Source organism: Chryseobacterium hilariae (genome assembly GCF_051400735.1).
GTDB lineage: Bacteria > Bacteroidota > Bacteroidia > Flavobacteriales > Weeksellaceae > Chryseobacterium.
In genome coordinates, this window is the sequence record NZ_JBLFFJ010000002.1 from 1 (window position 1) to 13,597 (window position 13,597).

The 13,597-nt window shown below is 38.6% G+C and carries 8 protein-coding genes; all 8 read right to left on the reverse strand.

Annotated elements, in window-relative coordinates; genetic code table 11:
• Nucleotides 1-375: 375 nt before the first annotated feature.
• Entirely contained in the window at nt 376-702 is a 327-nt protein-coding gene (locus ACMGDK_RS06790; RefSeq protein ID WP_436807259.1) for a VanZ family protein, read from the reverse strand.
• 25 nt (nt 703-727) lie between these two features.
• Entirely contained in the window at nt 728-1,105 is a 378-nt protein-coding gene (gene gcvH / locus ACMGDK_RS06795; protein ID WP_111957411.1) for a glycine cleavage system protein GcvH, read from the reverse strand.
• Between the two features lie 90 nt (nt 1,106-1,195).
• A complete protein-coding gene (locus ACMGDK_RS06800) occupies nt 1,196-2,062 on the reverse strand; it encodes a hypothetical protein (protein ID WP_436807260.1) in 867 nt (288 codons plus the stop codon).
• A gap of 126 nt (nt 2,063-2,188) precedes the next feature.
• Nucleotides 2,189-9,157 carry a T9SS outer membrane translocon Sov/SprA gene (sov, locus tag ACMGDK_RS06805; RefSeq protein WP_436807712.1) on the reverse strand — a complete coding sequence of 2,323 codons (6,969 nt, stop codon included), beginning with the start codon at nt 9,155-9,157 and terminating at the stop codon, nt 2,189-2,191.
• A gap of 57 nt (nt 9,158-9,214) precedes the next feature.
• Nucleotides 9,215-9,799: a Holliday junction branch migration protein RuvA gene (gene ruvA / locus ACMGDK_RS06810; RefSeq protein WP_436807261.1), complete on the reverse strand. Its 585-nt coding sequence runs from the start codon at nt 9,797-9,799 to the stop codon at nt 9,215-9,217.
• Between the two features lie 193 nt (nt 9,800-9,992).
• Nucleotides 9,993-12,296, reverse strand: coding sequence for an NADP-dependent malic enzyme (locus tag ACMGDK_RS06815; protein WP_436807262.1), 2,304 nt, complete (start codon nt 12,294-12,296; stop codon nt 9,993-9,995).
• Nucleotides 12,297-12,313: 17 nt separating this feature from the next.
• Nucleotides 12,314-13,165 carry an ATPase gene (locus ACMGDK_RS06820; RefSeq protein WP_436807263.1) on the reverse strand — a complete coding sequence of 284 codons (852 nt, stop codon included), beginning with the start codon at nt 13,163-13,165 and terminating at the stop codon, nt 12,314-12,316.
• 75 nt (nt 13,166-13,240) lie between these two features.
• Nucleotides 13,241-13,504: a hypothetical protein gene (locus ACMGDK_RS06825; RefSeq protein WP_436807264.1), complete on the reverse strand. Its 264-nt coding sequence runs from the start codon at nt 13,502-13,504 to the stop codon at nt 13,241-13,243.
• Nucleotides 13,505-13,597 lie beyond the last annotated feature (93 nt).

Genomic DNA, 13,597 nt, shown 5'->3' on the forward strand with positions numbered 1-13,597 from the left:
CCTTAACCCCTTCTATCACTCCAATCTTTACTCACTCCTGCGCCCCGTTTAACCGGACTGCAAAGATACAAAAAAAATTAAAACCCACAACTTTTATTTATTAAAATATTGTAAAGCTCTTTTCTCCATATCAAGTAAGCTTTTTCTAAATAGTTATGCTTATCTAAAAGCTCTCCTGCGCTACTGAACAACTAGCGTTTTTCAGTGGGGCAAAGATAACAACTTATTCAAACGCAAAACAAACTTATTTAACATAAATATGACATCCTGTTCATATTGGGGATAAGTAGCAATATACCATCCTAAGTATTAATACTTTATAGAGATACCATAGTTATCCACAAGAGACGTGGAGAAGCGGTGTAAAGATTTAAGCTAGAAAAATCGTCTGATTAATACCTTATATATAAAGTATCCAATCAGGCATCCTATAGTATCTGCTACAATATCCAGAGATTCCATGGATCTGCCCAGGCCCATTTCTTCCTGAAAGATTTCAGTAAGGAAAGCGTATATAAGGATGATCTGAAAGAAATATGAAAATTTAATTTTGGGAAAGGCTGCAACGAAGCAGAAACCCAGCATTGCAAATATGCTCACATGTAAAGCTTTATCAATACCGTTGAACATAAACCAGTACTCGTTATTCTCTTCACCCGGCTTGAGGAGCATATAAGTAAGAAATGCCCAATAAATGGGCAAAATCTTACTAAATATTTTTGAAACCTTATCCAATGATTGCCTGGTATTCTTCTGCAGTAAGCAGTTCTGAATGATCTGCACCATCAGCAATTTCTAATTTAATGATCCATCCGTTTCCATAAGGGTCTGTATTTAAGAGCTCAGGCTGATCTTCCAACTCTGAATTAAACTCAATAACTTTTCCGGCAATAGGCAGGAATAAATCTGAAACAGTTTTTACTGCTTCTACACTTCCGAAAACAGCCGCCCCTTCAAGATCATCATCTACAGTATCAACATCTACATATACGATATCGCCCAATTCTCCCTGTGCGAAGTCTGTAATACCGATTGTAGCAACATTACCTTCAATCTTGATCCACTCGTGATCTTTAGTGTACTTTAATTCTGATGGTGTATTCATTTTAATTTTTATTTTGTACAAATGTATTCAAAATAATAAAAGCTTCAAAGAGGTAATGAATATCTTAATTGAATTTTGAAAACAAAATACTCAATCGTTACCAAAGCAGGGATTGAGTATTGTATAATTATTATTTTTTATTGCTTTTAACTCATCCATTTCTTTCATGAGCTTATCATTATTTTCCTGGAGTTTTTTAAGCTGCTTATTTTGCTCAATCGTATACAGTGTAAGTTCTTCGATTTTTTGAAGCAGCTTAATCTGAAAGTCTCCGATATTAACTCCTTCTTTTTCCATCTGTGCTGCCGATGCAATTTCAGGAAGGTGTTTTTTTTCTTTAATATGTTTTTCTACCTCATCTAATCCTGGCAGCCTATACTCTTCATCAAAAACAAAGTCAGCTGTTGGCGTTAAGATTACTTTTACTTCTTTTGCTTCAAATTTTCCATTTAATAAAGCATTTCCGTTGGCTCCGTTAATTACAAATGATTTCTGCCAATCCCAATCGGTGTTAGCTGTATTTCTTGGTGCAATATGTAAGGACCTCCTAGTATCATCTGGAGTGTGGAATATCCAGGAATTAACTCCACTACTAATAAAGTCACTAAATTTGACATCTCCATTAACATCGGCCATTAATAGTTGATTCCAAACTCCCCATTGACTGTCTGCCTGCGAGGCATTTCTATAGAATACCCCTCCATCATTAAAATTAAGCTGGTGTACTTTATTACCTGAACTATCAATCCAAGGTGCCATGGTAAGCATTGATGAGTAGTTCCCTATTCCAGGCACCTGTACTACGTCCCTGAATTTAAATTCTACTTTTGCTATCTGACTATAAGTGGATGGAGGAGAATTCACATCTCTCGTATCCAAAACAGTTAGGCCTGTAGCTTGTTGTGCATGGATAAGACCTGAAAGCATCAGCCCTGAAATCAATATTATTTTTTTCATATAAATTATTTGACAGCAAAGATATTGTATAAACCAAGCTATTCCAAAAAACATAAATTAAAACTAAAATTCCCTTCTTTTACAGAAAGGGGTTCTTATTTTAGTAATTATGTGTTAATTTCTTTCTTAGAAACCACCACCTGAGTCTCCAAATGTAAATGTTGCAGACAGACCGGCTCTAATGGTAGACAGCGGGAATGCCGTTGATATTTTGTATTTGGAAGTCATCTGCTCATAGAATACTCTCAGGTTCAGATTTTCTGAAACGTTATAATCTGCAGAAAGCTTTATATTCATGAGTTTCTGTCCTCCGGTGATCTGTGAATCATTCAACAGGATATTCATGATGGAAGTTTTGCTGTCTCTCAGTGAGATGTCTCCTCTGATGTTCAGGTCACTTCCTTTCCCTCTGGATCCTCTTGTATTGGCCATACCAAGCCTGAAATTTTTAACGATATACCCAAGTCTTACTACATATTCTGTATTGGAATCTTCGGTAAGCGTGTGGTTGACCAACCCTAATAGCATCATCCTGTTTCTGTTATACTGAAGTCCAAACTGCATGTTATTTCTCATAGTAACATCTATACCGATAAGTGGTGAGAAAGACTCTACATAACCAACCTGGGAGAATGTAAACGGATTGATGTAATCATTATTCACATCGAATGCATTTCCACCTGAAATCCTGTTGAAGTAATCAATACTTGACTGGATACCGGTTGCTGTATAGGTAGCCGTATATCCGTGCAGAATATCAAATTTAGAGAACTGACCATTAACGATCGGAATATTTCTTAAACCTGAATAGGTGATCTTCCAGTTTGGAATCGGAAGCCCGGCTTTTTTAGCATTCCCCATCTGCTTAACGGATTTTCCTTCGACTGCCGCCCGGAATGCAGGAATCAATACGTAAGCATTGGCAATACTATAATGATCCGCAAAGCCGTCGCTGTTCAGGACTTCTCCCAGCCCCATCTGCTGAGAAAGTATCATTGCATTTTCCCTGATCGCCTGATAAACGGCCTGAGTTTCTTTGAATGACGTTTTAAGAAGCACAACAGAGTTGGAATACGTTACTTGATCATTGGCAAATGCATAATCATGGTTTGCTGTTCCGAGGTTATTCCGGTTATTAAATCCGGACTGAGAAAAGTTTCTGTTGTAATTATGCAGTGCATTAAGATCAATTCTAAAATCATTGATCGGAACAATCTGTAAATTGGCCCGTAATTCTTTTGTTGACATTTTCACATAAGGATCAGTCATGTAAGGAGAATCACTTACCCATCCATTTTCCAGCACAGTTCTTCTGATATCAGCCTGTGATCCAAAAAGGAATCCCATCGTAGGACCTCCCAGTGTTTGGCCATAACCATACATATTTGGTGCTGAAAGTAAACCTGGAAGTACCGTTCCGTTATTTTCAGAATAATTAATATCTAACTGTTTGAACGATGTTAATGCAAAAGCTGCGCTCTGCAGTATTGTCAGTTTATTTTTGAATTTATAGCTCTTATATCTGTATCTTTTCTTCTCCCACTGCTGTGTATATACATTGTTCAATGAGTCAATCTCCTGTTTACGCTTCTGCAGTTTTGCAGAAATGTTCTTGAAGTATTTAAACTGTCCGAAGAACTTCGGAATATCCGCAGTAGCCGTAGCCTGAATCACGTTTGTATTCTGGCCTACGGAACCTAAGCTTCCTTCAGGACTTGAAAGGAGTGCGGTAGATCTTGCATTCCAGTTGTAAGTAAGCCCATACCCAAGTTCTGCATCAATAAAATCCAAATACGGGAGATACTGGAACGGCAGTTTGTAATTAATCTGTACTCTGTGATTGTACAATACCGGTCTACCTGCTCTGAATACATTTCCAAAGATGGATTTGTCATTCATTCCGTTCACATCTACATTATCATTAAGGGTTCTGGTTGCAGAGTTGATCTCCAGTTTTAATGCTTTTGTAAAGTTGAATCCTAAACCGTACTGCCACCCGAAGAAGAAGTTTCTGTTTTTGATCGCAGCAAAACTGTCACCTGTATTTCCGCTTAGGATTGCTTCTACATTTCTAAACTCAAGCTCATTGTAATTTCTGTCGACTTCAGTTCTGAAAGATAATCTTGTAGGAATCGGGTTGAAATTGAATTCTTTGATCCATCTCAGATATTTTGTAGATTTTGCCGTATCACTGATCATTTTGTTGAACGGCTTAATTACCCACGGTTTGAAAGTATAATTGTAATCAACATAACCTCTCAGATACTGTCTGTAGTTTCTTGAAGTGTAAATATCCCTGTAATAATCATCATTATAAACTGCAGTTACGGAAATGTTCTCAATATCATAGAATTTAGGTTTCTTATTTGGATTTACCCTTTCTTTATGCATATTGACAACGCCAATACTTCTTTGCTGTGTATAAGTTCTCGCTACTTTTTTAAGCTGTTCTTTGTTAGCCGCCTTGCTGAATTCCACATCGGTGTCCAGAGGATTATATTTCGGATCCTCGATAGTCTGTGAGTAGGAATAGTTTAAAGGAATTTTCATTCCGCTTTTTTCAGGAAGGAATTTATCTACATTTACAGCAGTATTAATACTGAATGCAGACTGTGTAGACTGATTTCTTTCTGCCGGCTTTGAATCTATATTACCAAAACCTACAGAGGTATAAGACGCACTCGTATTTACGGTGGCAAAATCTCCAAGGTTAAAATTCAGACTTGCATTACCTGCGTAACCTCCATCATTTTCAATTTCGGAAAGACGGATCTCATTGACCCAGAGAATCCTGGTTACTGGTTCGGTTCGATTTATATTTCTTACTCCGATCATAATGGTCGTGATATTTCCTAAACTTGGACGCCCTTTAATATAAATTCTTTTGGAATTATCTCCGAAAACGGGATCTGGCAACCTATCCGTAATATTCGATGAACTTTTATCTCTACGGATCTTAGCATCTACAAAATTTTGGATTTCAAAGTCTACATTGTTTTCAACAGGCCAGATTTCAAAAGGTGTTGTTGCTATACTTTGAGTCAACATCATATCAGATTCGTACTCGTAATAGTTATCGGTAGCATCACTTCCGAAACGGATGAAGAATTTAGCTTCTTTATCAATACCCTCATCTCTACTGTTTGGAGCCTGATCATGTACAAAAAGTTTAAGTTTCTTGTATCTTCTCATATCCAGGGAAGTATTTTTGAACACCCCTCTTGCTTCTCCTGCAAGATTGTTTACTCTCATGTAAAGTGAAGCTTCGTTCTGTCTCTGTGCCCCTGCATTTCCGCTCAATACCTGTCTGTCAATTCCCGGAGGCAATACATAAGGAGGTTGGTTTAAAGCATTTTCTTCGATATTTACACTACCTACTTCAAAGTTGTTATTATCTGCTAGCCCCGCTCCTTCCTGTTGTGAACTTACTGAAGGACTGGCAATTTTATTTGGATATCTTCTCCAGTCAGATCTTACAAGATCCATTGTCCCGAATCTTAAAGTAGAAGTGTTTTCAAAACCTGCAAGCATTAATCTCGCAAATCTTACGTTGTTAAGGACTGATGCACTTCGCTCACCTTCCGCATCTGTTTCTGCATATTTCGACACAGGAATTCTGAACAGGTACCATTTCACATCAGAAGACTGTCCGTTCTGGAAGGTAGCCTTTACAGTTTTAACGTCTACGATATTGTTCTGTCCTAAGGCAAGGCTCGGCTTATCTAGTTTTACAACATATTCATTATAGCTTTCCGTCTGGTCAAGGTTATAATCTTTGTTGATATCTTCTGCGTCCGGAGTCTGTGAAGCCACTTCCAATGAATTGGCCTGAGAGTTTCCTTCGGGGTTTCTGAAATATTTATATCTCTGAACAAGAGATGCAGCCTGATTCCCTGTAAATTTATCCGACATGAAGAATACAAAATCATCCACAGCAGGGTCAACTAAATTGGTAACCGGGTTAATAAATGTATTTCCGAATCTCATAGATTCCTGATCTGAGTTTAACCCGTCATACCCTAAATCCTGAGATCTTCTGTCATCACCTTCACTTGAAAACGCATAAAGAATTGGTGGCTGTTTCGGCTGTACTCCCCAATTGGAAGTAGTGGTAGTAGAAGGTGCTCCCGGAGTAGGAAGACCATTTTCATACTGCATTTTGCCGTCTTTCAGGATATCTTCTGAAACGTTTCCTAACTGAAGTAAAAGTCTCGCTCTGTCTCCTAAGACAGTTCCATCCGCATAAGGATCCATCATCCAGAATTCAACATATTCTATATTTGAATTAACGAAATTAGAAACACTGATCGGTCTCATAATCCCTGCCCATCTGGAAGCCGCTGTTTCGGAACCAGGATTAACGTTATATGGACCTTTTTCCTGAGGATAGTAAGAAATATCTAAGGTATTGGTGAAGGTCTGCTCACCCGCAACAAAATCTCTGTTATTATAAATTTCGGAATACTGAACTCTTCTGGATGCGTGGTTGGAGACAGACTGCGCTGTAATTCCTGCCGGTGCTCTTCCTCCTACTCCCCAGAATCTTGGGTCAATATTATACCATGATAAAAGCCCTCTTCCGTAACCGCTTGTCACAGCGTCATCACTAGGAGCTCCGTTAAATGGTGCCGCCAGGTTTTTCTCTGGTCTTGAAGCTAAACTCCATGCAGTGGGTTCTTTTAAGGATATTTTAGACGTTGTCTGTTCGAAATCGTCTACATAAGATTGGTCATTTGTTCCTTTATTTAGTCCGGGAAGAAGGTATGCCCCTTCCATTTTAAAGTTCAGGTTCGATGGAGCTTCAGTATTTACAAATGGAATCTTATCTGTAAGCCTTGTCAGGAAAGGAACCTGATTGTTGTACATCATGTTGATCCCGGCCATTGTATTATTAACAGCTTCCTGCCCGTAGTTGACTTTTTGAGTAAGCGGAGATTCGGAATAATTAACAACCGTTCCTCCTATTATAAAGTTTTCATTAAATCTTCTTTCGAGGTTTAATCCTAAGAATCTTTTTCTCTGGGTATTAAAGGTAAGCTGGTTTTCTAATGAGATATTGATAGCCTGTCCGGACTGTTTAACATTTTCATTGATGATTGTCACGGTTCCGAGCATATAATCTACTGTGTAGTCTACCCCTTCTGTCAGCTGAACACCATTCGCGGAAACTTTTACAGATCCCTGCGGAACGTTTACAGCGCCAAGAGAAATCCCTTGTCCCTGTGTTCCTTTGTATCGTCCTTCTATGGTATATCTTTGTGCAAGGTTGCTGGAAGATGCTACCTGCTTCTGTTGTCTGTAAAGATCTGTAAAAACAAACTGCGGATCATTCCCGACCTGTCCCTGCATAAAGCTTCCGAAAGGCTGTACTTTGGTAAAGATAATCCTTCCTGTTTCCGGCCTTATCGTAATTCCGTTAACAAAGTCAAAGATACCGTCTCCCAATACACCACTACTGGCCTGGATATCGCCGTTCATGTTGAGACGGTCCCAGTTAAGCAATTTCAGTAAGTTTTTGTCCTGGACACTGGTTCCGGGAAGATAGTTTACTTTACCACCGGTTTTCGGATCTCTGTAGAACACGTTAAGAATAAAATCATCCTGTGCTACCTGTCCTGCATCCAGAGAATAGATATTTTTCATCATCAGATCCCACATCGGAGATTCTGTATTCACTTTATTGTTAACTCTAAGAACCTTGGTTACCAATACGGGACTTTCTTCGGAGAATTCCCCTACTTTATAGACTTTATTGGTACCATCCGTAAAGGAATACGAAACGGCTAAAAGCTGATTCTCGTTCAGCTTCTGGTTCAGTGAAATATATCCTAACTGAGGTTGTAATGTATATTCATTGGCATTCAGCCTTCTTGCTTTTGTATTAAAAATGAACTGCTCTCCGTTGTCATAAGGCTGCACACTTCCCGGAAACATCTGCCCCTGAAAGGTTGTTGCATAATTTTTACCGGCTTCTCTTGGTCCTATGGCCGCATTAATAGATGGATACAATCCATTCTGAGAGTTGTCCGGCAATCCTGAAGCACCTTCTCCCAAATCTCGGATACCAATAATACTTTTCTGATATGCAAGGTTACTGTTCCCCTGGTCTAGTACCCAGACTTCCAGCCTGGTAATGTTTACCGTGGAATTGATCTGTGGATAATTGGCCAGTGCATTGTCATAACGGTCCAAGAAATAATGTCCCAGGAAAAAGTGTTGGTTATCTTCATAGTCAATAGCATTAACTTTAAAGTTATTCATAACACCGCCGCCCTGTACTACAATATTTCTGGCTTCTCCCTGTTGCTGTGAAAGAACTACTGTTCCATAAGTTTTCCCTAACTGGAATTCTGTTTTTACCCCGAATAATGACTGTGAACCCCGGATAAGACTGGTAGAAAGCGGCATATTAACGTTACCGAATTCTACTCTCTTAATGATTTTATCTTCTCCTCCTTCACTGGGTTTATCTACTTCACCAAGGCCTTTGGTCTGCAGGTCTTTCCAGTTTCCTTTTGCCTGCCAAACAAGATTCATTCTGTTTTCGAATGCAAAACCGCTCTGGGTATCATAGTTGGCTTTCAATTGAAGGTTCTCTCCTACTTTACCCAATAATCCAAGCTGTATTCTCTGGTCTATATCAAAGGTAAAACTGGTCCTGTTCTGTGGCAGGATCAGTGGGTTATCTATTTTCTGGTACAGTCCGGCAAAGTCTAAAGAGGCATATCCTGAAGGAATAATCTCTATTTTATTACTTCCGAAAATAGTTTCAAACAGTCTGTTGTTGATCATTAAAGACGGAATGAGACCTTTCTTACGGGCATCAGTTCTGTCTCTTCTGTAAAGGAGACTGTATTTATCGGATTTTTCCTTGTAGTAAGCTTTTGACTGTGTTGCGAGCATAAATTCTTTATACTCTTCGGGAGACATCGCTGTAGGAGGACCTGTAAATGTATTTCCTATTTTAGGATACACATAATACATCCCTGTTTTTATGTCGTAAAAGGCCTCATATCTTGTAGGATCGGCCAGTTGATAATCTTTCTTTATGATCGCAGTATCACGTACCTGTTGTGCAAAGGCACTTACTGACATGCACAGGAACGACAGGAACAGAAATATTTTCAGATGCTTATTATTCGCCACCAAATGTTAAATGTTTTTTAAAATTTGTTTTATCAATTCTTCTACGGAGATTTCAGGATTTTGCTTCATCATCCTGTCTGCGATCTTCTCGCTCATTCGTTTCGGAATCCCTAAAACTTCTAATGCAGATAACGATTCTTCCTTAACTTTATTATCCGCAAAAGAAGAAATATTTTCTTCTCCAATGCTGAATTTTTGGACTTTATCCTTTAAATCCACGATGATTCTTTCTGCTGTTTTAGCACCTATTCCTTTGGCTTTTTGAATCAGTGCGCTGTTCTTGGAGAGAATGGCCGAAGCGATCTCTTCAAGGCTTAAGGTAGAAAGAAGTATAAGGGCAGAAACAGCTCCTACTCCGTTAACGCTTATTAACAGATTGAACATTTCTTTTTCTGAACGAGTGTTAAATCCAAAGAGAAGATGAGCATCTTCCCGGATGATCTGCTGAGTAAATAAGAATGCCGGCTTATTCAGGGCCAGGGCCTGGGAGGTCATCAAGCTGATACCTACATAGTAACCAACTCCTTGTACATTGATCACTGCGTAAGCGGGTGTAAGTTCTTGAACACTGCCTTGTAAGGAAAATATCATTATTAATTTTTAAAACTCCCAAATATAGCAATTTAAACTAATTAATATTTTCATTTCACGTGCGAATGATTTTTAACTTAAATTTTGATCGTAAATTCAAGGAATTAATATAAAAACAAAAGACTCCAAAATATGGAGCCTTCTGTTATTTGTATGATTATTAAAACTGCCATTAATGACGGTCTTAGAATTTTCAGCTGTTTTTTTCAGAGTTTTTCTTTTCTCTTCTCTGGGCATCAAGAACGGCCACAGTAGCTAAGTTTACAATTTCATCTACACTTGAACGCATCTGTAACACGTGTACCGGTTGTTTTAATCCCATCAGGATTGGCCCGATCACCTGTGCCACTTTCATTCCTCTGATGATCTTGTAAGAAAGGTTGGCACTTTCAAGATTCGGGAAAACGAAGGTATTGGCAGGCGTTGTTCCTAATTTTGAGAAAGGATAATCGCTTAAATGATCTGCATTCATAGCAAAATCCGGCTGGATCTCACCATCAACAACCATTTTAGGATATTTCTCGTGAAGAATGCTTACTGCTTTCGCTACTTTTTTGGATGTATCAGAAATGGCTGCAAAATTTTCAAAACCAAGCATTGCAATTCTAGGCTCTATCGCAAAAGATTTTACTGTAATTTCTGCCATTTTAGCAATATTCACAAGATCTTCTGCCGTAGGATTCTGATTGATGGATGTATCAGCGAAGAAGATAGGTTTCTTTTCTGAAAGTATCATCATCATTGCCGCTATTTTATCTACTCCTTTATCTTTTTCAATAACTTCTAATACAGGACGAAGCACTGAAGTATAGTTTTTAGAGAAGCCTACGATAAGACCGTCTGTATCTCCGTGTCTCAGCATTAACGGACCGAAATAATCTCTCTGACGTACGTATCTTTTCGCTTTGTACTCGTTCATCCCTTTTCTCTGGCGAAGTTTCCAAAGGGTTTCTCTGTATTTTTTTCTGTTTTCTTTCTGATCGTCATCGCTTGGATCTATAATCGGGATATCCAGAGTGATTCCGAAACGTTCCATTTGCTCTTTGATGTATTTTTTATCTCCTAACAGACTTGGGAAAGCAATTCCTTCTTCATAAAGTATCTGCGCAGCTTTCAATACATTGTACTCTTCAGCGTTTCCTAAAGTGATTCTCTTCGGATTAGATTTTGCACGGCTCTGCATCATTCTTACCAGCTTCTCATCTCTTCCCATTCTGTCCAGCAGCTGGTTTTCGTACTCTTCGAAGTCTTCGATGGTTTTTCTGGCAATTCCACTTTCAATAGCTGCTTTTGCTACAGCGCTGGATACTTTGGTGATCAGTCTGTTATCAAACGGTTTTGGAATGAAATATTCCCTTCCGAACTGTAAGTTCTGAACATTATAAGCCAGAATTACAGCTTCTGGTACCGGCTCTTTTGCAAGATCTGCGATAGCATGTACGGCTGCCAGCTTCATTTCTTCGTTGATTCCTTTTGCCTGTACATCCAAAGCACCACGGAAAATATAAGGGAATCCCAATACATTGTTCACCTGGTTAGGATAATCACTTCTACCTGTTGCCATGATCACGTCTTTACGGGTTTCAAGGGCAAGATCGTAAGCAATTTCAGGATCCGGGTTCGCCAAGGCAAAAACGATAGGGTTCTCATTCATGCTGGAAAGCATTTCCGGAGTCATTACGTTTCCTTTTGACAGACCGATGAAAACATCTGAACCTTTTACGGCATCTTCAAGTGTTTCAATATCTGTATTGGCAATAAAATCTATTTTTTCAGGCGTAAGGTTTTCTCTTTTATGATTGATCACTCCTTTGCTGTCGCACATTAAAACATTTTCTCTTTTCAGACCCAAAGAAATATATAGATTGGTACAAGCAATAGCAGCAGCTCCGGCTCCGTTTACCACCATTCTTACTTCTCCGATATTTTTGTTAGCGATCTGAAGAGCATTGATCAATGCAGCAGCTGAAATAATTGCCGTTCCATGCTGATCATCGTGCATTAAAGGAATATCCAGCTCTTCTTTCAATTTTTGCTCGATATAGAATGCTTCAGGAGCTTTAATATCTTCAAGGTTGATTCCTCCGAATGTAGGAGCGATCCCTTTTACAATCTGAATAAATTTATCCGGATCCTTTTCATCGATTTCAATATCAAAAACGTTGATATCTGCAAAGATCTTGAACAAAAGACCTTTTCCTTCCATTACTGGTTTTGAAGCTTCTGCTCCAATATCTCCAAGCCCTAATACTGCCGTTCCGTTGGAAATTACAGCTACAAGGTTTCCTTTACCCGTATAATCGTACACGGTTTCGGGTTTATCATGGATCTCCATACAAGGAACTGCCACCCCCGGTGAGTACGCCAATGACAGATCTCTTTGAGACGAGTGCGGTTTTGAAGGGATAACTTCGATCTTTCCTTTAGGTTCGGCTTTATGATAATCTAACGCGGCCTGATTAAAGTTCTTTTCGTCGCGGTGGGTTTTACTTGACATAGAATTTTGTTTTTTTATTAAAGTATATACTTAATATGGTAGTCTACTAAACTTTCGATAGGTTTCTGGACAACGTGGCCCACATGTAAATGAAGTTCTGCCGCAACAGAGCGGAGAATAGCTTCGTAATAATAAGCGATAGAGCCGATGAAATTGATCTCGGCTTCTTTTGATTCTTCGTAAGGGATTACCTGGTATTCAAAGAAGTTCTTCATTTCTTCGTATACCATATTTTTAAAGTAAGGATGATCCTTTCTTTCAATTACAAATTTGTTGAAATCTGCCAGCCAGGCATTGGGTCTTGGGCTGTGATACATATTGTTCAAAGCATCCTCAATCTTCAGTCCGTAATTCTGCTCGAATTCTGTATGAAGATCTGCAGGCAGTTTTTTCATAAAATACCTGCGCACGAGCTGTTTCCCGATAGCACTTCCGCTTCCCTCATCTCCCATAAGAAAACCCAGGGAGGGCAATTCTATCTTAAGATTTTCTCCATCAAAATAGCAGGAATTCGACCCTGTTCCTAAAATACATACCACTGCCGGCTTTCCACTGTATGCGGCATAAGCTGCGGCCATAAGGTCTTCTTTCACAACGATTTTAGCTTTTGTGAATATCCTTTCAAGCTCTTCTTCAATAGTTTCGCAGTTTTTTTTCACACCGCATCCTGAGCCATAAAAGAAAATCTTCGTTATGGAATTTTTGACTAATATAAGGCTGCTGTTCTTTTCTATTTCAGGAACAATAAGTTCTCTGTTGATAAAATTGGGATTAAAGCCGATGGTTTCTGTTTTTAAAAACACTTTTTTGAAATCATCCAGTATCACCCAATCTGATTTGGTAGACCCACTATCAACAATAGCAACCATATTTTACATTTTAGTTTAAGGATGCTAAATTATGAATTTATCTTCAAATAGCGTTTAAAAACAGACTGGAAGCTTCTAATGTTTTATATCAGCTTTTTGATTATCAAACTTGGTGAGCCAGTCTTCAATTTCATCTTCAAGATAAGAGCTCTGAAGCATAATGGCATTGATAAAATCATCAGGCACGGGTTCATTGGTAGAATTTTCAAGGTTCCACAATTCGTCTGCCATATTTTCATATTCTGAATACACTCTTTTGAAGCGGGAATTTTCTCTCTCAAGAGCTTCAATATTTTTTTGCTGAAGCTGGAATTTTCTGTATTTGTTTTGACTTTTCATACAAATATTGTTATAATTTGGGTCGTAAAAATTATGGTAGTATGCGTTATACCGCACATTACAAGATAGAAAAAACCATCAACACAAGAAGTT

Bases quoted from the DNA above. Each gene is read 5' to 3' on its own strand.
- gcvH (WP_111957411.1), bottom strand. From the start codon at position 1,105: ATGAATACACCATCAGAATTAAAGTACACTAAAGATCACGAGTGGATC.
- ACMGDK_RS06800 (WP_436807260.1), bottom strand. From the start codon at position 2,062: ATGAAAAAAATAATATTGATTTCAGGGCTGATGCTTTCAGGTCTTATC.
- sov (WP_436807712.1), bottom strand. From the start codon at position 9,157: ATGTCAGTAAGTGCCTTTGCACAACAGGTACGTGATACTGCGATCATA.
- ruvA (WP_436807261.1), bottom strand. From the start codon at position 9,799: ATGATATTTTCCTTACAAGGCAGTGTTCAAGAACTTACACCCGCTTAC.
- ACMGDK_RS06815 (WP_436807262.1), bottom strand. From the start codon at position 12,296: ATGTCAAGTAAAACCCACCGCGACGAAAAGAACTTTAATCAGGCCGCG.
- ACMGDK_RS06820 (WP_436807263.1), bottom strand. From the start codon at position 13,165: ATGGTTGCTATTGTTGATAGTGGGTCTACCAAATCAGATTGGGTGATA.
- ACMGDK_RS06825 (WP_436807264.1), bottom strand. From the start codon at position 13,504: ATGAAAAGTCAAAACAAATACAGAAAATTCCAGCTTCAGCAAAAAAAT.